This window comes from Halomonas sp. ABH4_019 (assembly GCF_056159885.1).
Window position 1 is genome coordinate 744,482 of record NZ_JBSWWC010000001.1, and the last position, 22,573, is coordinate 767,054.

General features: G+C 66.5%; 22 protein-coding genes. 8 read left to right on the top strand and 14 right to left on the bottom strand.

What is annotated here, in order from left to right:
• Nucleotides 1–15: 15 nt before the first annotated feature.
• The 3 genes from ACXAFN_RS03365 to ACXAFN_RS03375 are packed head-to-tail and all read left to right on the top strand — an operon-like array spanning nucleotide 16 to nucleotide 2,546.
• Nucleotides 16–1,239, top strand: a complete 1,224-nt coding sequence (locus ACXAFN_RS03365) for a Gfo/Idh/MocA family oxidoreductase (RefSeq protein ID WP_474986177.1) — start codon at nucleotides 16–18, stop codon at nucleotides 1,237–1,239.
• Between the two features lie 16 nt (nucleotides 1,240–1,255).
• Nucleotides 1,256–1,741 (top strand): MarR family winged helix-turn-helix transcriptional regulator, encoded by a 486-nt coding sequence (locus tag ACXAFN_RS03370; RefSeq protein WP_474986179.1) that lies wholly within the window; start codon nucleotides 1,256–1,258, stop codon nucleotides 1,739–1,741.
• Nucleotides 1,742–1,793: 52 nt separating this feature from the next.
• Nucleotides 1,794–2,546, top strand: coding sequence for a class II aldolase/adducin family protein (locus ACXAFN_RS03375; protein ID WP_474986181.1), 753 nt, complete (start codon nucleotides 1,794–1,796; stop codon nucleotides 2,544–2,546).
• A 102-nt stretch (nucleotides 2,547–2,648) separates the two neighbouring features.
• Here ACXAFN_RS03375 and nadC read toward each other — a convergent pair whose 3' ends face one another.
• From nadC to zwf, 8 genes are all read right to left on the bottom strand, one after another.
• Complete coding sequence (nadC, locus tag ACXAFN_RS03380) at nucleotides 2,649–3,503, bottom strand: carboxylating nicotinate-nucleotide diphosphorylase (protein ID WP_474986183.1); 855 nt, start codon at nucleotides 3,501–3,503, stop codon at nucleotides 2,649–2,651.
• Between the two features lie 144 nt (nucleotides 3,504–3,647).
• On the bottom strand, nucleotides 3,648–5,561 hold the full coding sequence (locus ACXAFN_RS03385) for a TRAP transporter permease (RefSeq protein ID WP_474986185.1): 1,914 nt from the start codon (nucleotides 5,559–5,561) through the stop codon (nucleotides 3,648–3,650).
• 35 nt (nucleotides 5,562–5,596) lie between these two features.
• Nucleotides 5,597–6,586: a TAXI family TRAP transporter solute-binding subunit gene (locus ACXAFN_RS03390; RefSeq protein WP_474986187.1), complete on the bottom strand. Its 990-nt coding sequence runs from the start codon at nucleotides 6,584–6,586 to the stop codon at nucleotides 5,597–5,599.
• A gap of 95 nt (nucleotides 6,587–6,681) precedes the next feature.
• Complete coding sequence (locus ACXAFN_RS03395; protein ID WP_474986188.1) at nucleotides 6,682–7,674, bottom strand: substrate-binding domain-containing protein; 993 nt, start codon at nucleotides 7,672–7,674, stop codon at nucleotides 6,682–6,684.
• Between the two features lie 91 nt (nucleotides 7,675–7,765).
• Complete coding sequence (locus tag ACXAFN_RS03400) at nucleotides 7,766–9,061, bottom strand: Rieske 2Fe-2S domain-containing protein (RefSeq protein WP_474986189.1); 1,296 nt, start codon at nucleotides 9,059–9,061, stop codon at nucleotides 7,766–7,768.
• Between the two features lie 780 nt (nucleotides 9,062–9,841).
• Nucleotides 9,842–10,504 (bottom strand): bifunctional 4-hydroxy-2-oxoglutarate aldolase/2-dehydro-3-deoxy-phosphogluconate aldolase, encoded by a 663-nt coding sequence (locus ACXAFN_RS03405; RefSeq protein WP_474986191.1) that lies wholly within the window; start codon nucleotides 10,502–10,504, stop codon nucleotides 9,842–9,844.
• A gap of 19 nt (nucleotides 10,505–10,523) precedes the next feature.
• Nucleotides 10,524–11,201, bottom strand: coding sequence for a 6-phosphogluconolactonase (pgl, locus tag ACXAFN_RS03410; protein WP_474986193.1), 678 nt, complete (start codon nucleotides 11,199–11,201; stop codon nucleotides 10,524–10,526).
• A 120-nt stretch (nucleotides 11,202–11,321) separates the two neighbouring features.
• Nucleotides 11,322–12,830: a glucose-6-phosphate dehydrogenase gene (zwf, locus tag ACXAFN_RS03415; RefSeq protein WP_474986195.1), complete on the bottom strand. Its 1,509-nt coding sequence runs from the start codon at nucleotides 12,828–12,830 to the stop codon at nucleotides 11,322–11,324.
• Between the two features lie 234 nt (nucleotides 12,831–13,064).
• Between zwf and ACXAFN_RS03420 the strand changes: the two genes are divergently transcribed.
• Nucleotides 13,065–13,928, top strand: a complete 864-nt coding sequence (locus ACXAFN_RS03420) for a MurR/RpiR family transcriptional regulator (protein WP_474986196.1) — start codon at nucleotides 13,065–13,067, stop codon at nucleotides 13,926–13,928.
• A 6-nt stretch (nucleotides 13,929–13,934) separates the two neighbouring features.
• Here the strand turns inward: ACXAFN_RS03420 and ACXAFN_RS03425 are convergent, their stop codons facing one another.
• The 6 genes from ACXAFN_RS03425 to ACXAFN_RS03450 all read right to left on the bottom strand — a co-directional run bounded on the left by ACXAFN_RS03425 (nucleotide 13,935) and on the right by ACXAFN_RS03450 (nucleotide 19,994).
• Nucleotides 13,935–14,810: an SMP-30/gluconolactonase/LRE family protein gene (locus ACXAFN_RS03425; protein ID WP_474986197.1), complete on the bottom strand. Its 876-nt coding sequence runs from the start codon at nucleotides 14,808–14,810 to the stop codon at nucleotides 13,935–13,937.
• Nucleotides 14,807–15,418, bottom strand: coding sequence for a 2-dehydro-3-deoxy-6-phosphogalactonate aldolase (locus ACXAFN_RS03430; RefSeq protein ID WP_474986198.1), 612 nt, complete (start codon nucleotides 15,416–15,418; stop codon nucleotides 14,807–14,809). The genes ACXAFN_RS03425 and ACXAFN_RS03430 overlap by 4 nt, the downstream gene beginning before the upstream one ends.
• A gap of 15 nt (nucleotides 15,419–15,433) precedes the next feature.
• Nucleotides 15,434–16,414, bottom strand: coding sequence for a 2-dehydro-3-deoxygalactonokinase (locus ACXAFN_RS03435; RefSeq protein WP_474986199.1), 981 nt, complete (start codon nucleotides 16,412–16,414; stop codon nucleotides 15,434–15,436).
• An 11-nt stretch (nucleotides 16,415–16,425) separates the two neighbouring features.
• Nucleotides 16,426–17,574: a galactonate dehydratase gene (gene dgoD, locus ACXAFN_RS03440; protein WP_474986200.1), complete on the bottom strand. Its 1,149-nt coding sequence runs from the start codon at nucleotides 17,572–17,574 to the stop codon at nucleotides 16,426–16,428.
• A gap of 69 nt (nucleotides 17,575–17,643) precedes the next feature.
• Nucleotides 17,644–18,387 (bottom strand): FadR/GntR family transcriptional regulator, encoded by a 744-nt coding sequence (locus tag ACXAFN_RS03445; RefSeq protein WP_474986201.1) that lies wholly within the window; start codon nucleotides 18,385–18,387, stop codon nucleotides 17,644–17,646.
• An 11-nt stretch (nucleotides 18,388–18,398) separates the two neighbouring features.
• Complete coding sequence (locus tag ACXAFN_RS03450; RefSeq protein ID WP_474985370.1) at nucleotides 18,399–19,994, bottom strand: solute:sodium symporter family transporter; 1,596 nt, start codon at nucleotides 19,992–19,994, stop codon at nucleotides 18,399–18,401.
• 630 nt (nucleotides 19,995–20,624) lie between these two features.
• Here ACXAFN_RS03450 and ACXAFN_RS03455 point away from each other — a divergent pair.
• From ACXAFN_RS03455 to ACXAFN_RS03470, 4 genes are read left to right on the top strand one after another with little or no spacing between them, the layout of a single operon-like run.
• Entirely contained in the window at nucleotides 20,625–21,284 is a 660-nt protein-coding gene (locus ACXAFN_RS03455) for a beta-ketoacyl synthase chain length factor (RefSeq protein WP_474986203.1), read from the top strand.
• The gene (locus ACXAFN_RS03460; protein WP_474986205.1) at nucleotides 21,281–22,069 is read left to right on the top strand and encodes a lysophospholipid acyltransferase family protein; all 789 of its coding nucleotides are present in this window, start codon (nucleotides 21,281–21,283) and stop codon (nucleotides 22,067–22,069) included. Before ACXAFN_RS03455 ends, ACXAFN_RS03460 begins: the two co-directional genes overlap by 4 nt.
• A complete protein-coding gene (locus tag ACXAFN_RS03465) occupies nucleotides 22,041–22,313 on the top strand; it encodes a phosphopantetheine-binding protein (RefSeq protein WP_474986207.1) in 273 nt (90 codons plus the stop codon). The genes ACXAFN_RS03460 and ACXAFN_RS03465 overlap by 29 nt, the downstream gene beginning before the upstream one ends.
• Nucleotides 22,306–22,569: an acyl carrier protein gene (locus tag ACXAFN_RS03470; protein ID WP_474987467.1), complete on the top strand. Its 264-nt coding sequence runs from the start codon at nucleotides 22,306–22,308 to the stop codon at nucleotides 22,567–22,569. Before ACXAFN_RS03465 ends, ACXAFN_RS03470 begins: the two co-directional genes overlap by 8 nt.
• Nucleotides 22,570–22,573: the final 4 nt, after the last annotated feature.

Consider the following 22,573-nt stretch of genomic DNA (forward strand, 5'->3'; position numbering starts at 1 on the left):
CCAGGAGTAGCGCCCATGACAGACACCCCCTTAAGGCTCGGGATCGCGGGGCTGGGCCGCGGCTTCATGCTGCTGCTGCCCACCCTCGCGGCACATCCCGGCATCCGCCTGGTGGCCGCGGCCGACCCGCGCGAGGAGGCACGCCGGCAATTCGTCGCCGACTTCTCCGCCACCGCCCATGCCGAGGTGTCGGCCCTGTGCGCCGATCCCGAGGTAGAGGCGGTATACATCGCGACCCCGCACCAGTGTCACCGTGAGCACGTCGAGATGGCCGCCCGGCATGGCAAGCACGTGCTCGTCGAGAAGCCCATGGCGCTCTCCCTGGCGGACTGCCAGGCCATGATCGAGGCCATGCGCCGGGCCGGCCGCTGGCTGATGGTGGGCCACAGCCACAGCTTCGATGTGCCTTACCTGCGCACCCGGGCGCTGCTCGACAGCCACGACTTCGGAGCGGTGCGGATGATCAGCGCGCTCAACTACACCGACTTCTTGTATCGCCCCCGCCGCCCCGAAGAACTGGACACGGCCCGCGGCGGCGGCGTGGTATTCAGTCAGGCCGCCCACCAGGTCGACGTCGTGCGACTCCTCGGCGGCTCGCCCGTCAAGAGCGTGCGCGCCGCCACCGGGTGCTGGGACGCCTCCCGCCCCACCGAGGGGGCCTATGGGGCCCTGCTGACCTTCGAAAACGGCGCCTTCGCCAACCTGACCTACAGCGGGTACGCCCATTACGACAGCGACGAGCTGTGCGGCTGGAGCGGTGAATTGGGGCAACCACGCGATCCCCGGGACTACGGCCAGGCCCGAGCGCGACTGGCGCAGCTGCAGGACGCCGAGGAGGAAGCCAGGATCAAGAATGCCCGCACCTACGGCGCCGGACTGTCCCTCGCCGATACCAGCCTGGCCGACATCGGCCACAATCATTTCGGCTTCGTGGTGATCTCCTGCGATCGGGGCGACCTGCGTCCCACGCCGCAGGGCATCGACGTGTATCTGGACGGTCGACGCTACCGCGAGCCGCTGCCGCGGCCACGGATACCGCGCCGCGAGGTGCTCGACGAGCTGATCGCCGCCGTGCGCCACGACCGGCCCCCCATCCACTCCGGAGAATGGGGCATGGCCACCATGGAAGTGTGCCTCGCCATGCTCGAATCCGCGGACCAGGGCCGCGATGTGACGCTGTCCCATCAAGTGAGTCTGGCGCAATCGATCGAGTACAATGGCGAGGTCGCATCACGATGACTTCGAGGACCTCACCATGGCACGCAGCAACCATCAGGAAACCCAGACCGTCCTTCGACACTGGCAGGAGGACGTCCCGGACGACCGCCTAGCCCACCTGATCCGGGACGCCGGGCGCGTGCTGACCAAGAGCCTCCAGACGCGCCTGTCGGAGCACTCGGTGAGCTTCGGCCACTGGTCGTTCCTGCGCATCCTGTGGGTCACCGAGGGGCTGACCCAGCGGGAGCTCAGTGAAGAGGCCGGGCTCATGGAGCCCACCACCTTCACCGCGCTGAAGGCCATGGAAGCCAACGGCTTGATCGAGCGCCGCCAGCTGAACGGCAATCGCAAGAATATCCATATCTACTTGACGCAAAAGGGGCGCGACTTGAAGAAGACGCTGGTCCCCCTGGCCGAGGAGATAAACGAGATCGCCGTGCAAGGCATCGATGACGATGACCTCCAGGCGACCCGGCGCACCCTGCTCAAGATCATCAGCAACCTGGCCAACGCCAACGAATGACGGAACGGGCCGGTTGCGTGTTCCCCCATCACAAGACAAGACAGGACAGGCAATGAGTTCCCACGATTCGCGAGCGACAGCTCAGGACAAGCACGACCTTCTCGAAGACCTGGTGGATGCCAATCACATCCTCTTCAACGAGGGCGTGCTCGACGCCTTCGGCCACGTCAGCGTCCGGCATCCGGAGGCTACCGATAGCTTTCTCCTGGCCCGCAACATGGCACCGGGACTGGTGACCCGGGACGACATCATTGAATTCGAGCTGGATGGCACCCCCGTCGACGCCGACGGCCGAACGGTCTATCTCGAACGCTTCATTCATGGCGAGATCTACCGCGCCCGTCCAGACGTCATGGCGGTCGTGCACAGCCATTCGCCCTCGGTGGTCCCCTTCAGTACCGTCGCCTCGACGCCCTTGCGCCCGATGTGTCACATGAGCGGCTTCCTCGGCGAGGGAGCGCCGATCTTCGAGATCCGCGACGTGGCCGGCTCCGCCACGGACCTGCTGATCCGTGACGCCCCGCTCGGCGAGGCGCTGGCCCACTCGCTGGGCGACAATAATGTCGTGCTGATGCGGGGGCACGGAGCCACCGTGACGGCCCCTTCGCTCAAGCAGGCGGTCTATCGGGCGGTCTATGTCGAGGTCAATGCCCGCCTGCAGGCCGATGCCCTGCGACTCGGCACCGTCGAGTACCTCACCGCCGGCGAGGCCAGATCGGCGATGGAAACCACCGAAGGCCAGGTGGAGCGCCCCTGGCAGCTGTGGAAACGGCGCGCGCGCCAGGCCGCAGGCGCCCCTTCCTGAATCGACGCCCGGAGCCACATGGCACCGGGCGTCTCCTTGCGCCCCGCCGCCCGGCGGCGGCCAGCGCGAGTCCTCTTCCCTCCCACGCTCCACCGCCTGGCGCTATTCTCCCAGTGACAGGCGCATCGAGAGGTCGATCGACACCACGTCCTTCGTCAGGCCCCCCAGTGAAATGCAGTCGACGTCGGTCGCGGCGATATCGCGCAGCGTGGCTTCCGTGACGCCTCCAGAGGCCTCGAGCCTGACGCGCCCCGCGGTCAGCGACACGGCCTCTCGCAGCTCGTCCAGGCTGAAATTATCCAGCATGATCATGTCGGGAAGTGCCTCGAGCGCCTGCCCGAGTTCGTCGAGGGTCTCGACTTCCACTTCGACTGGCCTGTCGTGGCCAAGCTGGCGGGCCATCTCGACCGCCGAGGCAATGCCGCCGCAAGCGGCGATGTGGTTCTCCTTGATCAGGTAGGCGTCATACAGCCCCATGCGATGACTGTGACTTCCGCCGCAGGCGACCGCATACTTCTGGGCCAGGCGAAGCCCCGGCAGGGTCTTGCGAGTGTCCAGCAGGCTCACGCCGGTGCCTCTCACCAGGTCGGCATAGTGCCGGCTGCGGGTCGCGGTCCCCGAGAGCAGCTGCAGGAAATTGAGCGCCGTGCGTTCTGCGCTGAGCAACGAGCGGGCGTTGCCCGTCAACCAACAGAGGGTCTGGCCGGGCTCGATGCGATCGCCGTCGGCCACTCGCCATTCGATCCGTAGCGACGGATCGACCTGACGGCAGACCTCCTCGACCCAGGCGATTCCGCACAGGATGGCGCCCTCCTTTGCCGTGATGCGGGCCTCTCCCCGCTGGTCCTCGGCAACCAGCAGCGCGGTGATATCCCCGGTGCCGATGTCTTCTTCCAGCGCCGCGGTGACATCTCGGCGGATCGCGTCGTCGAGCGCCTGGCTATCGATTCGATACATGTTCCTGCCTCATGGTGACGGTGGTTCGGATGACGTCATCAGTGGAAACGAACCCGGCATCGCTGGGGCGATGCCGGGCCATTCCCTCCCTCTCATTGGCGGGCATGACGCGGTCCAGGCGTTATGGGGCGGCGTGCCATCGCGTCATGCCGGCTTCCTGTGCAGATGGGGCCGCAGGTGAGGGGTGGCGAGGATCGCCAGGATGCCCAGCATCATGGCCACCACCACGGCCCACCAGCTCGGGGTGATGAAGAGCAGCCCCGCCAGGCCGAAACCCAGACGTGGAAGCCGTGACAACGGCTGGCGCCAGAAGCCCTCGACCGCAATGCTCAGCAACAGCACCCCCAGAACCGCCGTCACGCAGGAGACGATGATCGCCTGCCATGTGCCAACCATCAGCAGACCTTCGCCGTAGACGAACGCGAACGGTACGATGAAGGCCGTGATGGCCAGCTTGACGGCACCAAGGGCGATCTTCAGGGGGCTAGCATCGGCGATGGCCGAGGCCGCGAAGGCCGCCACGGCGACCGGCGGGGTCATCGCTGAGAGCACGGCGAAATAGAGGATGAACATGTTAGTCTGCAGCACGCTGAAGTCCATCGACAGCAGCGTGGGACCCACGAGTACGGCGGCCAGGATAAAGGCCGACGGCGTGGGCATGCCCATGCCCAGGATGATCGCCAGCACGGCAGAGATGACCAGCGCCAGGAAGGCGCTGTTGCCAGCCATCAGGTAGACCAGGTCGGCAAACTTGCCGCCGAGGCCGGTCATCGAGATACCTCCGATCACCAGCCCTGCAGCCGCGCACGCGGCTACCACCGACACCATGCGTAGCGTGGTGATGGCTAGAGCATTCCAGATGGCCCGGGGGCCCATGCGGGTCGACGGCTGCACCGTCGCGACCACCAGCACCACCGCGGTGGCGATGGCCGCCACGAAGGTCGGCGAATAGCCCATCAGCAGCGCCCCCGAGAGGGCCACCAGCGGCACGATGAACAGCCCCCCCGTCTTGAGGGTGTCCTTCAGCGGCGGCGTCTCCCCTTTGGATAGCCCGCGCAGACCCAGCTTCTGGGAGCGCAGGTGTACTTGGGCATAGACACACAGGTAGTACAGCAGGGCGGGGACGATGCCGGCGATGGCGATATCGCGATACTCGATACCGGTGTATTCCGCCATGATAAAGGCTGCGGACCCCATCACCGGCGGCAGGAGACTCCCGCCAGTGGACGCCGCCACCTCGACGCTCCCGGACAGGGGTCTGCTGTAGCCCAGGCGCTGCATGATGGGGATGGTGACCGACCCCGTGGTGACCACGTCGGAGGTCGGACTGCCCGACATGGTACCGTAGAGGCCGGAGGAGATGATGGCGATCTTCGCCGGGCCACCGGTGCGATGTCCCGCAAGCGACGATGACAGGTTGTAGAAGAACTCGGCACCGCCAGCCTTGGACAGGAAAGTTCCGAACATCACGAATAGGAAGGCATATGTCGCCGCGACGCGCAGCGGCACGCCGAACAAGCCATCCGAGGTGAACATCATGATATCCAGGAAGTGGTTGTAGCTGACCTCACGAAATCCGAGCGCCCCCGGCAGGCCATGTCCCCACAGGTTATAGATCACGAACACCAGGACCACGCTGGTCAGGCCAAAGCCTACCGTCCGCCGGGTCGCCTCTATGGTCAACGCGAGCAGCACGCTGGCCGCGATCAGGTCCGGCGTTCCCAGCGGGAACAGCAGCGTGATGCGTTCAGCGATCCGCTGATTCTCCACCAGGAAATACACACCCACGGCAATACTGGCCAGTACCAGGCACCAGTCGATCAGGCCGGGACGATCCTCGCGTCCCAGGGGGCCTGGACCGATATTGATGAACAGCAGGGCCAGCATGGCCGACAGGAACACCACCATCATCACATAGAGATCGACGTATACAACTGTCGTGGTATATATGACCGCCAGTGCCACCATGGCAGCGCATCCATGCACTGCCATGCCCAGGCTACCCGTCAGGTGACGCTTGGAGCCGCCCCCGGTAAGGATCGAAAGGATCTGATTCATCGATACCTCCTCGGCATTGATGCCGACTCACTCGATTAACGAAGGCCGGCTTCTTTCAGGTAGCGCATGGCCCCATCGTGATAGGGAATGACGTCCACGGATGCCATGATCTCGGGCGTCAGGCTCCGCATCGCCGGATGCACGTTGGCGATCTTCTCGTAGTTCTCGTAGACGGCCTTGGTCAGGTCATAGGCCTGCTGCTCATCCATATCGCTGCGTACTGCGAGGGTGGCACTGATCGAGACAGTGGGAATGTCATTGGGCGCCCAATCATAGGAACCGCCGGGGATCACGAAGGGCGTGGTACCCGTCTTTTGGGTGATCTCCTGCACGATATCATCGGACAACGGCAACAGGGTCAGGTCGACGCTGGTCCCGGCCTGCATGAGCGAACTATGACCGACGAAGAGGCTGTTGAGGATCATGTCGGCGCGTCGATCCTGGATTAGGCCCGACTGCTCACTGGAGGCCGCATAGATCAGGTCGCCCCCCCAGCTCTTCAGTTCCTCTGGGCTCGCACCGATCGTCTCGAGCATGGTTTCCGCGACACTCGAGGCGATGTTGCCCCGCTTATTGATGGCAATGGTGATCGGAGGTTTCACCTCGCCAATGTCCGCGAAGCTGTCGATATCGTACTCCTCGGCAAACGCCTCTCGCATGACGGGCTGCATAGGTGCCCAGGTATAGAGGTTGGCGATCACGCGAAGATCGTCGCTCGGTTCACGGAATGGCGGCTCGCCATCGCGTGCCCGCTGAAGCACAGCATCCTCGATGATCGCCAGGCTGGCATCATCGCGCTGGAGTACGGCCACGTTTGCGAGGCCGCCACCGGAGGTTTGGTAGGTGACGGTGGAGCCTGGAAATTCGGCTTTCATGGCGCTATCCAGGCCCGCCCCAAGCAATGACCACAGTCCCCCGGGGGAAGCGCCGGCGACGGTCATGTTGTAGCTCTGGGCAGAGGCGACATTCGCCGCCATGGCGGGGACAACGAGAACGGCGGCCATCAGGGTCTTCTTGATTGACATTGTCATTTTTTCACCTTGTCGTCTTGAGTCATCGTTCGTTGTTATTGATCTTGCCGGTGTCATGGGTAGGCATCGCGCTGGCTGTGTCAGGGTGATCAGATCTTGAAGCTCTCCAGGGTGGCGGGATGAAAGAGCTCCTCGGGCTCCAGCCGCCTACCAGACAACCCTTCGTCATGATGCTGCTGAAGGAATCGCGCGAGGGCATGCCGGTTGGGTGCGAATCCATAGGACCAGAAGTCGTCGCCCATGAGCTGCCGGGCGGCCCGCAACTGATCCTCGACGAATGGCAGGGTCACCTTGGTCGCCGAGGTATCGCTGAGCTTGTCCAAGGCTCGAGCCTTGGACTGTTCGAAGGCCTTGTAGACGGAGAACGGCAACCAGGGGTGACGCTCGACGAGCGTCTTGCGGATTCCCAACAGATGCATGATGGGGAAGATGCCTGTTCGGCGGTACCAATCCGAGGCGGCTCGCTGCGGGTCGGCATAGAGATAGCCCACGTGGGGATGTCCACGCTCGAAGCAGGAGGGCGCTCGCGGCCCCATCACCGCGTCCAGTTCGCCGGAGGCCAGCATGCCGGACAGGGTTTCCCCTTCGGGTATGTTCTCCACGCGCACCCCATCGGGCAGGTCGAGATTGACCTTCTCGACGCGACCGGGCTCCTCGTAGCCGCCACGCATCCAGGTAACGTCCCGGGGGGCGAGGCCGTGATCCTCCTCGAGGAACAGCCGCGCCCAGACATTAGCCGTCAGTTGGTACTCCGGCACGCCGATGCGCTTGCCGCGCAGGTCGGCCGGGGCCTCGATGCCGCGATCGGTACGAATGTAGATTGAGGTGTGTCGAAAAGCGCGCGAGGGGAAAACCGGGACGCCGATATAGGGACAATTCCCCGCCGCCGTCTTGACCGTATAACTGCTGAGCGACAGCTCGGTGATATCGAAGTCGGCATGCCGGAAGGCGCGAAAAAAGATCTCCTCCGGATCATGCAGCATGAACACGGGATCCACACCATCGATCTGCACCTCACCGTCTATCAGGGGGCGCATGCGATCGTAGTTTCCCACCGCCACCGAAAGTTCCAGCTTGTTCATCAGTACTCCCGTCTTGTGATCTTATCGTCGGCGCTCGTGAACACGACACCGCTTGGTCTAATCAGTAGTTACTAAAAGCGGTTTCAGAGCCTCACTGTTCCGCGTAATACTCCGCCTCTTCCGGGGCCGTGCCCAGTTCGCGCCAGTCGGTTTCCTTGGTCACCACGCCTTGGAAAGATTTGAGCTTGTGGTGCGGGATGCGAGGCTCCTCGGCGCCGATGGCCGGCCCACCATCCTGCATGGTCTTGGCCGCCTGGAGCATCTGGCGACGGAACTCGACAATCGCCAGGTCGCTGGCGCCTAACCGGTCATGGGTACGGTCAGCGATCGGCCCCATGGTCTCCCACATGGCGATGTCCTGATTGGGAATGCCCTTGATGCCGGTAAAGCTGGTGCCCAGCTGCATGATCCGACGATCCTGCCAGTAATTATTCTCGCGGGTGCGGAACTTACGGAAGCTCTTATCGACATCGAGGCCGATCTGCGTACCCAGGAACTTCCGCCAGGACTCCGTATCCGGCGTGGTGGCGGCATGTCCCCAGGCGATGAAATGAAAAGCCGTGTGGGTGTCGTCGATCGGCACGTGCAGGATGGCGATATCGTATTGGTTGTTCGGGGGAATCTGCACGGTATAGGGAGCAATAAACAACGTGGTACGCACATAGTCGTGCGTCTTAGCATCCTTGATGGGCCGGCGAATCGCCGCGTAACGGAAGCCGAAGCGCGTCTTCTGGACCTGCAGGCGTGGCGCCTTGTCCGTGGAGGGACGCAGCCACAGCGTATCCGTGGCTTCGGCGCCGGTGGTCCGCGCGGGCACCATGTCGGTGGAGTGCAGGCTAGACGAATGCGCCGAGTCGATGGCTCCCTCGAGGATCTGGGCCCAGTTACAGTCGATGATGACCTTGGAGATGGACACCTTGGTATCAGGCGTCGGCTGAAACACCGGGGCAGTGAACTCAGGCTGCTCCTCGGGAGGACCCATGTAGACCCAGACGAACCCCGCCTCCTCATGAGTCGGATAAGCCTTGTGCTTGACCTTCTCGGTCATCTTCGACTCCGGCGGCTCGGATGACATCTCGAGCACATTGCCATCGACGTCCATCTTCCAGCCGTGATAGAGGCAGCGCAGCCCGCACTCCTCGTTACGGCCCAACACCAGTGATGCCCGGCGGTGGGGGCACATCTCGTCCAACACGCCCACTCGGCCGTCGGTATCGCGGAAAGCCACCAGGTCCTCGCCCAGCAGCCTCACCCGCACCGGGTCACCATCCGGCTCATCGACCTCTTCCGACAAGCAGGCGGGAATCCAGTGACGGCGCATGATCTGCCCCATGGGGGCCTCGCCTTCGACACGACACAGCAGGTCATTCTCGTCCTGGGTCAGCATTTCGCACGGTCTCCTACTCACGGGGCGGCCAGGAATCCAGCTCGGGGCCGCTCATTTGCTTAGATATCTAACTTACACCTCTAAGATAGCGTCGCCAATAGGGGAGTCAAACCCACCAAAGTCGTAGAAGCGACCTCCCATGCGGTCTCCGAAGGCGCGGCGACTCCGCCTGATGGCCAGCCAGGACATGGCGACTAGCCCCTGATTTCAGGTAGATAGAAAGCATACCCTGGCGCCTCGCATCCTCGTTATTGGCGCCAGTCAGGTTCAGGCTCGGCCAGTGGTGAAATAGACCATCGTCTAGTGCTTGAGGGAGCGGCTCATGTGCCCCTGGGACGCAAAACACCAGGCGGCCTCGCAGGATGATCGCTTCCGGCGTTGCTGCCCGAAGGGCAAGCGAGAGGACAATCGTCCGGACGAACCACCTCCGGGGATCGCCGATCGGACTGCTCGCCCCGCCGCGCATCCCGGCACGAGACCGGCACAAAAAAGTTCTTCGCCACCTTGGCGTGAAAGCGGTGAGGTCATGGAGGATTCCATGTTGCCTTCCAGGCCTTCATGGGCATGAGTACCGTTGCTCCTCGCGGGAGCCACTTGCTGCGTGATAGCTCGGAGGCCCGCAGCGTACATTAGGCGCCTGTCCGCGCCATCGCGCACTGAAGTGCGCTCCCACAATGACATTCACGCCAAGATGCAATGCAAAAAAAGCCCCGGCCGAATGGCCGGGGCGCAAGGACAGCGACTGGCTGTCGAGAGAGAACCCGATGGGGTCGTGGAAACTCAGTGGTGGAAGCGGTCCGCGGCCTCGCGGGCCAGGCGCCGGATGGCCTCCCAGTCCTCGGCTTCGACCAGCGACTTGGGGGTCAGCCAGGAGCCGCCCACGCACATCACGCTGGGCAGGGCCAGATAGTCGTCGGCGTTGTCCAGGTGGATGCCGCCGGTGGGGCAGAAACGCGCCTCGGGGATCGGACCGGCGAAGGCCTTGAGGGCCTTGACGCCGCCGCTGGCCTCGGCGGGGAAGAACTTGAAGCGACGATAGCCGAACTGCCAGCCGATCATCAGCTCGGAGACGGTGGCCACGCCGGGCAGCATCGGCACCGGACTGGATACACCGTAGCGATACAGCGCCTCGGTGGTGCCCGGGGTCACCACGAAGTCGGCGCCGACCTGTTCGGCCTGGCGATACTGGGCCGGGGTCAGCACGGTGCCGACGCCGACGCTGGCCTGGGGCAGCGCCTCCTTGATGCGCCGGGTGGCCTCCAGGGCGCAATCGGTGCGCAGGGTGACTTCCAGGACGCTGAGGCCGCCCTCCACCAGGGCGGTGGCCAGGGGCACGGCATCCTCCACGCGCTGGATGGCCAGCACCGGAATCACCTCGGCCTTGAGGCAGATGCTGTCGATCTCGGTGGTGCGGGTGGACGGCAGCTGTTTGTCGATGGTCATCGTTGTCACTCCGGAAATCTCAAGGGGCCCAGTAGGTGGCCAGCGGACAGGCCAGGAAGGCGCGGATCGGCAGTTCGCGCACGTCGTCGCCGGCCAGGGCACGCGCCAGCACGCTACGCTTGTCGCCACCGGTGATGTGCAGGACATGGCGGCGGGCCTGGTGCAGGCGATCGGCACTCAGGGTGATGCGTGGCTGGGGCTGGCTGGGGGTGCGCACGGCCACCACCGACTCGGCGGTGGACAGCGCCAGTTCCAGTTCCCGGCTGTCGGGAAACAGCGAGGCGGTGTGGCCGTCGCCGCCCATGCCCAGGATCACCACGCTGGCCGGCCAGGCAAGACCCTCGATCCGCTCGGCCACCGCCGCGACGCCCTGCTCGGGGGTCGCATCCTCGGTGGTCAGCGGCACGAAGGTCGCCGCAGCGGCCGGCCCACGGAGCAGGTGCTCGCGCACCAGGCGGGCATTGCTGTCGTCGGCCGACTCGGCCACCCAGCGCTCGTCGGCCAGGGTCACGTCGACGCGCGACCAGGGCAGCTCCGTGGCCGCCAGGGCCGCGAAGAAGGGTACCGGGGTCGAGCCGCCGGACAGCACCAGCAGGGCGCGTTCGCGTTCGGCCAGGTCGGCCCTCAGGGCCTCGGCCACCGCCTCGGCCAGCTGGTGGGCCAGGCATTCGCGAGGCGTCGGGGTGGAATCGCTCATCTCAATGGTCCTTGTACCGACGGGGCTCAATAGTCTTCATACCAGCTGCGGCCATCCTGGGTGATCATGGCGGTCTTGAGAAAGCCGCGACGGGTCGCCCCAGGAGCCGGCGGATATGCCTTAGTAGTCTTCATACCAGCTGCGGCCATCCTGAGTGATCATGGCGATCGAGGCGACGGGGCCCCAGGAGCCGGCGGGATAGCGGCGCGGCGGCTCGTCGCGGTTGTGCCAGGCGGCGATCAGGCTATCGCACCAGTGCCAGGCGTGCTCGACCTCGTCGCGACGCACGAACAGGTACTGCTGCCCCTTCATGACCTCGAGCAGCAGCCGCTCGTAGGCGTCCGGGATCCGCGTCTTGGGGAAGGCGCTGTTGAAGTCCAAGTGCAGCGGCCCGCGCCGCAGGCGCATGCCCTTGTCCAGGCCGCTGTCCTTGGTCAGCACCTCCAGCGCGATGCCCTCCTCCGGCTGCAGGCGAATCACCAGCTTGTTGGCGGCCAGGGCGCGCTGATCCGGGTCGAAGATGTAGTGGGGCTGCTGTCGGAAGTGGATGACGATCTGCGACAGCTTCTCCGGCATGCGCTTGCCGGTGCGCAGGTAGAACGGCACCCCGGCCCAGCGCCAGTTGGCCACCTCGGTCTTCATCGCCACGAAGCTCTCGGTGTGGCTGGCCCGGTTGGCGCCCTCCTCGTCCAGGTAGCCGGGCACGGCCTGGCCGTCGATGGTGCCGGCGATGTACTGGCCGCGCACCACGTCGCGACCCAGCATGTCGTCGGTGAACGGCTTGAGCGCCTTGAGAACCTTGACCTTCTCGTCGCGGATGGCGTCGGCATCGAGGTTGGCGGGCGGGTCCATGGCGATCAGGCAGACCAGCTGCAGCAGGTGGTTCTGGACCATGTCGCGCAGCTGGCCGGCCTCGTCGAAGTAGCCCCAGCGGCCCTCGATGCCGACCTTCTCGGCCACGGTGATCTCGACGTGGGAGATGTGGTTCTGGTTCCACTGGGTGCCGAACAGCGGGTTGGCGAAGCGCAGCGCGATCAGGTTCTGGACCGTTTCCTTGCCCAGGTAGTGATCGATGCGGTAGACGCGTGACTCGGGGAAGACAGCGCCGATGGCGTCGTTGATCTCGGCCGAGGAGGCCAGGTCGTAGCCAATCGGCTTCTCCACCACCACGCGGCTCGAGTCGTCGAGGCTGCCGCTGCCCTCCAGGTGACGACAGATGTCGCCGTAGATCTTCGCACCCACCGACAGGTAGACCACCATGGGATGCGCGGCACCCTGGCGCCACTCGCGGATGGCGCCGTAGCCCTCGGGCCGGGTGAAGTCGAGCTGCAGGAAGTCGAGGCGGGCCAGGAAGCGGGTCAGCGACTCGCGATCGATCTCCTCGGCCTTGACATGGATCTTGAGCGACTTCTCGACCCGTGCCTTGAAGGCATCGACATCCAGTTCCTGGCGCGCCAGCCCCAGCAGCCGCGTGGCGGGAGCCAGCAGCCCCTCGCGCTCCAGGTGGAAGAGCGCGGGGAACAGCTTGCGCTGGGCCAGGTCGCCGAGCGCCCCGAACAGGGCCAGGTCGATTGCCGTGCCGGAGTCCCCGGAGGAAAGCGCCGCCTCGGGCCGCTTGTGTTGACTCATGTCCGCCCCCATCTGGTTAACTTAACAAAATAATAGCCTAACGCGCCCGATACCTCCAAAAAACTTTTGTAAGATTACTACTAAAAGCGGAGACAAGCTCACTCTCGGCGGACCCGGTGGCCGAGCCCCCTGCGCGCGCGCTAGGATAGTGAGCATAATGTAGTTAAATCACCACATCATTTCGACACACCGGGGGCGACCACGCCGCCCCGCACCACGGAGACCCCCTCGCGCATGGTCAGTCACGATCTGCTGGACCGCATCCGCCGTCGCCTCGATGAGCTCAATCGATCCGAACGCAAGGTCGCCGACGTCATCCTCGCCGACCCGGCCGCCGCCACCAGCATGAGCATCGCCAGCCTGGCCCATTCGGCCTCGGTCAGCGAGCCCACGGTCAACCGCTTCTGCCGCAGCTTCGATGCCAAGGGCTATCCGGACTTCAAGATCAAGCTGGCCCAGAGCCTGGCCGGGGGCACGCCCTACGTCAGCCAGGCGGTGGAGCCCGGCGACGCCGCCGACGACTACACCGGCAAGATCTTCGGCGCCACCATTGCCGCCCTGGATGTCGCCCGGCGCGAGGTGGATGCCACCCGGGTGGAGCGGGTGGTCGACTACCTGACCCAGGCCAAGCAACTGCACTTCTTCGGCCTGGGCGCCTCCGGGGCCGTGGCCCAGGATGCCCTGCACAAGTTCTTCCGCTTCAACATCCCGGTGTCGGCCTACATCGACGTGCTGATGCAGCGCATGGTGGCCGCCGCCTGCCACACCGGCGACGTGGTGGTGATTCTCTCCTACACCGGCCGCACCCGCGAGCTGGTCGACATCGCCCGCCTGGCACGCGACAACGGCGCCGTGGTGCTGGGCATCACCGCACCGGACTCGCCGCTGTCCGCCGAGTGCACCGAGACGCTCGAGGTCTCGGCGCCGGAGGACACCGACCACTATATGCCGATGACCTCGCGGATGATTCAACTGGCGCTGATCGACGTGCTGGCCACCGGCGTGACCCTGCGGCGCGGCGAGGACTTCCTGCCCCACCTCAAGAAGATCAAGGACAGCCTGCGCGATACCCGCTATCCGATGGGCGACGCAGGCTGAGAGGCCTCAGCCGAGCCGCAGCGTTGGCTCGGCGAGCCCTGGCACTGAAAGATCGGCGACGAATAGATCGCCGGCCCCGGGCTCGCGGGCCCGCTGCTCGGCGCTCATGCCCTCGCGGGCCGTGGTGATGTAGAGCGCGGCCAGCCCCTCGCCGCCGAAGGCCGGGCAGGAAGGCTGAGAGGCAGGCAGCGTCACGGCGTCGATCTCGCGGCCCTCGCGGTCCAGGCGCACCACCTTGCCGGCGCCCCACAGCGCCAGCCACATGGCGCCCTCGGCGTCGATCACCGCGCCGTCGGGATTGCCCTCGCTCCCGGCGAAGTCCACCCAGGGCTCGGGCTCGCCGACCGGCCAGCCCTCGGCGTCCAGCGCCCAGCGATAGACGATGCCGCGCGCCGTGTCGGCGAAGTGGGCATGCTCGCCCTGGGGCGAGAAGCAGATTGCGTTGGGAATCGTCAGCCCGGTCCTGAGGCGCGAAAGTTCGCCGCGATGCAGTCGGTAGAGGCTGCCGGCGTCGGGCTCGGCAGCCTTGCCCATGCTCGACAGCCACAGGCTGCCGTGGCGGTCGACCCGGGCATCGTTGCTGCGGGTGACGGGGTCGTCGGCCTCGAAGCCCATCAGTCGCTCGATCGCGCCGGTGGCGGGGTCCAGCCGGCTCAGACGATCCTCGCCCACCACCAGCATCCCGCCGTCGTCCAGCGGCGCGGCCAGCGAGGCCAGGTGATCGAGTTCGATCACGCCGGTCTCGCCGCTATCCGCCTCGAGCCAGTGCAGCCGCTTACCGAGGATGTCGCACCACACCAGGCGGCCGGAGGCGGCATGCCACTGGGGGCCCTCGCCCAGCTCACAGCCGCTGGCCACCGCCACACGCGCCGCATCGCTCATGCCGTTGGCTCCGCGGCCTGCCAGGCCTCGACCAGCTTGCGTGCCCGCTCGCCGACCTCGTCGGCGCTGAGGCCCGGCTTGTAGAGGGCGCTGCCGAGCCCGGCGCCGTTGACGCCGGCGGCCCGCCACTGGGCGAAGTTGTCGGCGCCGATCCCACCCACGGCATAGAGCTCGGTGCCCGCCGGCAACACCGCGCACACCGCCTTCATGCCCTCGATACCGACCTGCACCGCCGGGAACAGCTTCAGCGCCGTGGCGCCGGCGTCCAGGGCGTCGAAGGCCTCGGAGGGCGTGACGATGCCGGGATAGGACGCCATGCCCAGCCGACGGGTCTCCTCGATCACCGCCGGGCGGCAGTTGGGCGACACGATCAGCCGGCCGCCGGCCGCGTGCACGTCGCGCACCTGCTCGACGGTCAGCACGGTGCCGGCACCCACCGCGGCGCGATCGCCCAGCGCCTCGGCCAGGCGACGGATGCTCTCCAGCGGCTCGGGGGAGTTCAGCGGCACCTCGAGGCGGTCGAGGCCGGCGGCGAGCAGCGCCTCGCCGACCTCGACGACCTCGTCGGGGGTGATGCCGCGCAGGATACCGATCAGCGGAAGGGACATGGGGCAGGACTCCTTTCAGTCTTGGTCAGGGGAAGCGTGTTCGAGAGCGGCGTGGGCCAGGCCGAGGCCGGCCAGCACCGCGCGCTGGTTGGCGATGATCTCGCTGTCGTGGCCCAGCGCCGAGAGCGCCAGGGCGTAGCGGCGGCACAGCGCCTCGCCACCTATCAGCCGCACGCTCTGGCCCGCGGCCAGCTCGCCACAGGCGCCGGCCAGCTCCAGGCCGATGGCGAGCCCTGAGAGCCTGGCCGCCAGCACCGCGCCGCGGGCCTCGCCGGCCGGCAGGGTGTCGTCGAGCAGGTCCATGGCGCGCAGCCCGAACAGCGTCCGGGTGAAGGCCTCCGGTGCGGCGGCGGCCTCGGCCACCGCGGCGGTGAAGGCCTCGCGGCAGGCCGGGTCCTCGAGGTCGTCCTCGGAGAGCGAGTGGGCCAGCACCGACCGCTCGGCCAGCAGGCGATAGAGCTCGCCGGTCAGGTAGGTATGGAAGCCCTGCACGCGGCCGTCCTCGAGCGTCGCCCACTTGGCATGGGTGCCGGGCAGGCAGACGAGGCCGGACACGCCGGGCGCGAGGGCCGCCAGCCCGGCGAGCTGGGTCTCCTCGCCGCGCATCACGTCGAAGCCGCCGGCGTCCGTGCCCTGGCACAGGCCGGGCAGCAGGCGCACGTCGAGGCGCGGATCCTCGGTGGCCGGGCGCACCGCGCCCTCGGCCAGGGCATCGAGCGCGGTGGGCACCGGGCGATACGGGGCCTCGCGCCAGCCCTGGCGGGCACCGGCCATGCCGCACACCAGCACCGTGATGCGCCCCTCGGCGGGCAACCAGTCGCCGATGACGGCCAGCAGCGCCGGCTCGTAGTCGGCCGGGGCCAGGCCCAGCATGCCGCGCGCGGCCTCGGCTTCGGCCAGCACTTCGCCGCCCGCGTCCATGGCCCAGGCACGCAGGTTGCTGGAGCCCCAGTCGACGGCGACCCAGGCCAGCCGTGCGGAAATCGAGTCGGTCATTTCGGCCTCTCCTACCATTCGGCGATCGAGCCGTCTTCATGGGTCCACACCGGGTTGCGCCAGCGGTGGCCCACCTTGGCGCGCTCCTCGACGAAGGCCTCGTCGATCTCCACCCCCAGCCCCGGGCCCTGGGGAATGGCGCAGAAGCCGTCCTCGATGCTGAGCGCCGACTTGTCGACCAGGTAGTCGAGCACGTCGTTGTCCTCGTTGTAGTGGATGCCCATGCTCTGTTCCTGGATGAAGGCATTGTGGCTGACCGCATCCACGTGCAGCGAGGTGGCCAGCGTCAGCGGCCCCAGCGGGCAGTGCGGCGCCAGTGCCACGTCATGGGCGGAGGCCAGGGCGGCGATCTTCAGGCCCTCGCTGATGCCGCCACAGTGGGATAGATCGGGCTGAACGATGTCGACCATGCCGTCGGCCAGCAGGTCGCGGAACTCGAAGCGGGTGTGCAGCCGCTCGCCGGTGGCCAGCGGATAGCCGAGCCCGCCGGCGATGTGCTTGAGGCACGGCAGGTGCTCGGGGGCCACCGGCTCCTCGACGAACATCGGATGGAAGGGCTCCAGCTCGCGCAGCAGCGCCTTGGCCATGGGCCGGTGCACGCGGCCGTGGAAGTCGATGCCGATGCCGACGTCCGGCCCCACCGCCTCGCGGGCCTCGGCGACCCGCGCCACGGCCTCGTCGACCTTGCGATGGCTGTCGACGATCTGCAGCTCCGGGGTGCCGTTCATCTTGAAGGCGGTGAAGCCCTGGTCGACCAGCGCCTTGGCACCCTCGCCCACGTCGCTCGGCCGGTCGCCGCCGGTCCAGGCGTACATGCGCATCCTGTCGCGCACCGCGCCGCCCAGCAGCTGGTGAACGGGCACGCCCAGGTCGCGGCCCTTGAGGTCCCACAGCGCCTGGTCGATGCCGGCGATGGCGCTCATCAGGATGGGCCCGCCGCGGTAGAAGCCGGCGCGGTACAGGGTGTTCCACAGGTGCTCGATGCGGTGCGGGTCCTGACCGATCAGGTAGTCGGACAGCTCATGGACCGCGGCCTCGACGGTGGCGGCGCGTCCTTCGATGACCGGCTCGCCCCAGCCATAGGCGCCCTCGTCGGTCTCGATCTTGAGAAACAGCCAGCGCGGCGGCACCTGCCAGGTCTTGAGTCGGGTTATCTTCATGGAAAACTCCTTGCTGAACGCGTCAATGATCGGTCGTGAACGGCCGCCCGGATGGCGGCCGATGGATGTCTATTCGGGCGCGTCGCCGGTATCGATGCCCAGATCCCGGGCGGTGCGGCGCAGCACCTCGCGGGCGGCCCGGGCCGCGCCCTGGCCGTCGCGCGCCTGGATCGCCGCGAGCACGGCCCGGTGGCGCGCCAGGCTGTCGGAGAGGCCGTCGTCGCCCCGCGCGGGGCGCTGCGAATGCTGGACCAGGGCGATGATGGAAGGCCGCAACAGGTGGCCCATCTGGCGCCAGACCAGGTTGTGACTGGCATCGTAGATGGCCTCGTGGAAGGCCACGTCATGCTCCGCATGACGAGCGGCCTGGCCCGGCGCCTCGGCGGTCTCGGCCATGCCTTGCAGGGCCGCCTCGAGGCGCCCCAGGTCGTCGGCGTCGGCGGCCCGGGCGGCCAGCTCGGCCACCACCGGCTCCGCGGAGTAGCGAAAGGCCAGCAGCTCACGCACCAGCTGCGGCTGGGGGCGCTCCAGCCCGACCAGCCAGTCGCTCATCTGCGGGTCGAGCAGGTGCCACTCGCCGACTTCGCGCACCCGGGTGCCGCGGCCGGCGGTGCGCTCGAGCAGGCCGGCGGCGGTCAGGCTGGTCAGGGCGTTGCGCACCTGGTTGCGGCTGACCCCGAAGTGGGCGGCGAGATCCAGTTCCTTGGGGAAGGTCTCCCCGGGCCGCCAGCGGCCCCCGAGCAGCGCCCGGGCCAGCAGCCGGGCCAGGTCCTCGGCACCGCCCCGGTGGGGAGAGAGATCGTCGAGGCTCATCGTCGCCCCGCTCAGCCGGCGAAGGCCGCGTAGATGGCGATCACCAGCGCCACCAGCACGATGCCGGCCGGCACCGCGCCCTTCCACGGCGTCAGGTCGACGGCGCCGCTGTCCTCGTGGACCCAGGCCTCGGCCCGCGGGCGCAGCTTGCCGATCACCAGCATCGCCACCACCAGCAGCACGAACACCGAGGCCACGAAGTGGAACTCGTGCATCACCTGCGGCAGCCGGTCGAAGGGCGGAATGAAGTAGCCGGCGAAGATCAGCAAACAGCCGCCCACCAGGCCGACCTTGGCGGCCATCGCCGGCACCCGCTTGGTCAGCAGGCCGACCAGCACCACCGCCAGCAGCGGGATGAAGTAGATGGCGTTCATCTTCTGCAGGTAGCCGAACAGGCTGTCCTGGCCGGCCAGCAGCGGGGCGATGATCATGGCGGTCAGCGCCATCAGCCAGCCGAAGATCTTGCTGGCGCGCACCACCTGGGCCTCGCTGGCGTCCTTGTTGAGCACGCCCTGGTAGAAGCCCAGGCTGAACAGGGTGGTGGTGGAGTTCAGCGCCGAGTTGAACGACGACAGGATGGCGCCGACCATCACCGCGGCGAAGAAGCCGGTGAGGTAGGGCGGCAGCACGTTGAACACCAGGTGGCCGTAGGCCTCGTCGGCCTGGATGCCCTGATCGGCGTAGAGCTGGTAGGCGATGATGCCGGGCAGCACCAGGTACAGCGGCCCGAGCAGCTTGAACAGACCGGTCAGCAGCACGCCCTTCTGGCCCTCGGCGAGGTTCTTGGCGGCGAAGGTGCGCTGGATGATCTGCTGGTTGGTGGTCCAGTAGAAGACGTTGATCAGCAGCACCCCGGTGAACAGGGTGGCGAAGGGCACCTGCTGGTCCTCGCGGCCCATGGAGTTGAGCCGCTCGGGCTGGCTGTCCTTGAGGATCTCCCAGCCGGCCAGCACGCCGTTGCCGTCGCTGACGGCCTGCAGGCCGAAGTAGACGATCACGAAGCCGCCGACCAGCAGGCCGATGCCGTTCAGGGTGTCGGACACCGCCACGGTGCGCAGGCCGCCGAACAGCGCGTAGACGGCGCCGATCAGGCCGACCAGCCACACGGTCAGCCACAGCAGGACGGTGTCGGACTGGATGCCGGTCAGGCCGTGCAGGTCGAGCATGCCCTGCAGGCCCATGGCGCCGGAGTAGAGGATGATCGGCAGCAGGATCACCGCATAGGCGAGCAGGAAGATCAGGTTGGCGATGCGCTGGGTGGCGGTGTCGAAGCGCAGCTCCAGCAGCTGGGGCACGGTGGCGATGCCGCTTCTCAAGAAGCGCGGCAGGAAGAACAGCGCCAGCAGCACCAGGGCGATGACCGCGACCACCTCCCAGGCCATGACGCTCAGGCCGTCGGCGAAGGCGGCGCCGTTGAGGCCGACCATCTGCTCGGTGGAGAGGTTGGTCATCAGCAGCGAGCCGGCGATCAGCGGGAAGGTCAGGCTGCGCCCGGCCAGGAACAGGCCGTTGGTGCTGGCGTGGTCGTCGCGGCGGGTGATCCGCCAGGTGATGAAGGCCACCAGCCCCGTGAAGAACAGGAAGGAGGCGAGGGTGAGGGCATGCATGTCATGGCTCCTGGCCTGGGATGGAGGAAGCGCCGCCGCGGCGCGAATAAATGTCTGACATTTGTCGCAAGAGTCTAGCGCTTCACCGACATCGCGTCATGCATCTTTGGTCGAAGGGACGAGAACATCCCTGACGGGGACGCACACAGCAAGGCCCCGACGCTATCGCGCCGAGGCCTTAAAGGGAGACGAAGTATTCGGCACCCCGGATAGCGGCCCGAGGAAGGGAGTTGGACTCTACTCGAGCGAAGCCAGCAGGCGAAGGAGGTTCAGCACTTCATCGATGGCGATGTTGAGCGTCTCGTTGACGCCCCCCAACGCCTCGGCGTTGCCGAAAACACCCGCACCGACACCCGGCCACTCACGATCCTCGCGAATGTGACGGTGGTAGAGAGCCCGCCCATTCGGCCCGCGACACCGTTACATCCAGGTGAGCATGGGCTTCTCATGCCATTGTTCGAGTCAGACGTGCGCGATGCGATACCCAGCCTCCCATCACGGGCGCCATGTCAGAGCCTCAGAATCATGAGAAATTTTGAATACAACCTCCACACAGTGCAGATATAGCGGGGTTTGAGTAAATTCGGTATTGTTAGCGCCCCTCACGCATCTCGACAGCTCTCGAACGTCATGCAGCCACTGTATCTCAAGGATTGGAGAGGCTGGCTTCACGGGGATCTCGGCTCAGCCGTACCCGCTGAACGCCAGATCGACGCGCGCCCCGGTGCGTCGCTGCCGGCGATGCTGCGTCGTCGTCTGGATGAGACCGGGCGTGCCGTCTGCGATCTCCTGGCGGCCCTGGACCCCGAGGCGCGATGCCCTCTTATCCATGCCTCCCGGCACGGCGATACTCGCTACACGCTGTCCATGCTCGAGGAACTGATAGCAGGCAATTCCCTTTCGCCGGCCCGCTTCTCCATGTCGGTCCACAACGCCGTGATCGGCGTGCATTCCATTGCCCGGCAGCATCACCGTCCGCTCCAGGCCCTGGGGGCCTGTGGCCAGGAATTCGACGCCCTGATGACCGAAGCCGCCGGCTATCTGGCCGAAGGCCATGACGACGTGGTCGCCGTGTTCGCCGAGGGGCCGCTGCCCGAGGCCTACGCGGGCCACACGACGCATCCGGGGCATCCCTGCGCCGTGGTGCTGCGCTTGTCTCGCTCGGGGGGGGAGCGGCTGATCGCCGAGGCGAACGGCGCTCTCGATGCCCCGACGCCCGAAGACGTCATTGACTGGCTAGCCGGTCGCCGCTCCTCGCTCGCCCAACGCTGGCGGCGGGAGGCGCAGTGAGCCTGGATCAGTGGAAACGCGGCCTTGGCACCGCCCTCTCCTTCTCGGCCTTCGGCCTCGGAGGCCTGATCATCGGCATGGTGATCGCTCCGCTGCTGCGCCTCGCCGTGCGAGATCCTTACCGGCGACGCCGACTGGCCCGGCGGCTCATCCGCCAGACCTTCCGCGCCTTCATCGGTCTGATGCGCGGCCTGGGCGTGCTCGACTATCGGCTCGAGGGTATTGAGCGCCTGGCCACACCCGGGCAGCTGATCCTGGCCAACCATCCGTCGCTGATCGACGTGATCTTCCTGCTCGCCCAGGTTCCGGATGCCGACTGCATCGTCAAGGGACGCCTGGCCACCAATCCCTTCACCCGAGGGCCGATCCGCGCTGCGGGCTATATCACCAATCGCGATCCGGAAGCCGTCCTGGAGGCCGCTCGTGCCAGCCTGGCCGCAGGCCATTCGCTGATTCTGTTTCCCGAGGGCACCCGCACCGAACCCGGACGACCGATCAAGTTCCGACGCGGAGGCGCCAATATCGCACTGCGTACGGACACGCCCATCACACCGGTAGTGATCCGCTGCGAGCCGACCACCCTGACCAAGGGTGACCCCTGGTATCACATTCCATCACGCAAGGTACGGATCGACCTTCGCGTACTCGACGACCTGCCACTAGAGCGGGATGATGCGCTGCCAACGAGTCAGCAGGCCCGCGCCCTGACCCGTACGCTGAGCCGCCATTTCAATAGGGAACTGGAGTGCTTGCACCATGCACGACACACAACAACTGTCGCTTGATCTCAAGCGCATGATCATCGAGACCCTCGAGCTCGAGGACATCACCCCGGACGACATCGAGGACCAGGCGCCGCTGTTCGGCGATGGCCTGGGGCTGGACTCCATCGATGCGCTCGAACTGGGACTGGCGCTCCAGAAGCGCTACGGTATCAAACTCGACGCCGAAGCAGAGGATACCCGTCAGCACTTTGCCAGCCTGGCCGCCCTGCAGTCGCTCGTGGAGGCTCGCCGTGCCGATGGATAATCCCACCGCCGTGACCCGGGCGGATATCCTCGCCCATATCCAGAAGACCCTGGTGGAGCTGTTCGAGCTGGACGCCGCCGAGGTCCAGCCCGAGGCGCGACTGTACGAGGACCTGGACATCGACAGCATCGATGCCGTGGATCTGGTCGTCGAACTCAAGCAATTCACCGGGCGGCGCATCAATCCCGAGGACTTCAAGTCGGTGCGCAGCGTCGGTGATGTGGTCGACGCCGTCGAACGCCTGCTGAACGACTGAGACT

Bases quoted from the DNA above. Each gene is read 5' to 3' on its own strand.
- ACXAFN_RS03425 (WP_474986197.1), bottom strand. From the start codon at position 14,810: ATGAGCGATGCGGCGCGTGTGGCGGTGGCCAGCGGCTGTGAGCTGGGC.
- ACXAFN_RS03470 (WP_474987467.1), top strand. From the start codon at position 22,306: ATGGATAATCCCACCGCCGTGACCCGGGCGGATATCCTCGCCCATATC.
- ACXAFN_RS03395 (WP_474986188.1), bottom strand. From the start codon at position 7,674: ATGAACAAGCTGGAACTTTCGGTGGCGGTGGGAAACTACGATCGCATG.
- ACXAFN_RS03385 (WP_474986185.1), bottom strand. From the start codon at position 5,561: ATGAATCAGATCCTTTCGATCCTTACCGGGGGCGGCTCCAAGCGTCAC.
- ACXAFN_RS03390 (WP_474986187.1), bottom strand. From the start codon at position 6,586: ATGTCAATCAAGAAGACCCTGATGGCCGCCGTTCTCGTTGTCCCCGCC.
- ACXAFN_RS03420 (WP_474986196.1), top strand. From the start codon at position 13,065: ATGGTCAGTCACGATCTGCTGGACCGCATCCGCCGTCGCCTCGATGAG.
- ACXAFN_RS03370 (WP_474986179.1), top strand. From the start codon at position 1,256: ATGGCACGCAGCAACCATCAGGAAACCCAGACCGTCCTTCGACACTGG.
- ACXAFN_RS03375 (WP_474986181.1), top strand. From the start codon at position 1,794: ATGAGTTCCCACGATTCGCGAGCGACAGCTCAGGACAAGCACGACCTT.
- zwf (WP_474986195.1), bottom strand. From the start codon at position 12,830: ATGAGTCAACACAAGCGGCCCGAGGCGGCGCTTTCCTCCGGGGACTCC.
- ACXAFN_RS03445 (WP_474986201.1), bottom strand. From the start codon at position 18,387: ATGAGCCTCGACGATCTCTCTCCCCACCGGGGCGGTGCCGAGGACCTG.
- pgl (WP_474986193.1), bottom strand. From the start codon at position 11,201: ATGAGCGATTCCACCCCGACGCCTCGCGAATGCCTGGCCCACCAGCTG.
- ACXAFN_RS03465 (WP_474986207.1), top strand. From the start codon at position 22,041: ATGCACGACACACAACAACTGTCGCTTGATCTCAAGCGCATGATCATC.
- ACXAFN_RS03435 (WP_474986199.1), bottom strand. From the start codon at position 16,414: ATGACCGACTCGATTTCCGCACGGCTGGCCTGGGTCGCCGTCGACTGG.
- ACXAFN_RS03405 (WP_474986191.1), bottom strand. From the start codon at position 10,504: ATGACCATCGACAAACAGCTGCCGTCCACCCGCACCACCGAGATCGAC.
- dgoD (WP_474986200.1), bottom strand. From the start codon at position 17,574: ATGAAGATAACCCGACTCAAGACCTGGCAGGTGCCGCCGCGCTGGCTG.
- nadC (WP_474986183.1), bottom strand. From the start codon at position 3,503: ATGTATCGAATCGATAGCCAGGCGCTCGACGACGCGATCCGCCGAGAT.
- ACXAFN_RS03430 (WP_474986198.1), bottom strand. From the start codon at position 15,418: ATGTCCCTTCCGCTGATCGGTATCCTGCGCGGCATCACCCCCGACGAG.
- ACXAFN_RS03365 (WP_474986177.1), top strand. From the start codon at position 16: ATGACAGACACCCCCTTAAGGCTCGGGATCGCGGGGCTGGGCCGCGGC.
- ACXAFN_RS03450 (WP_474985370.1), bottom strand. From the start codon at position 19,994: ATGCATGCCCTCACCCTCGCCTCCTTCCTGTTCTTCACGGGGCTGGTG.
- ACXAFN_RS03400 (WP_474986189.1), bottom strand. From the start codon at position 9,061: ATGCTGACCCAGGACGAGAATGACCTGCTGTGTCGTGTCGAAGGCGAG.
- ACXAFN_RS03455 (WP_474986203.1), top strand. From the start codon at position 20,625: ATGCAGCCACTGTATCTCAAGGATTGGAGAGGCTGGCTTCACGGGGAT.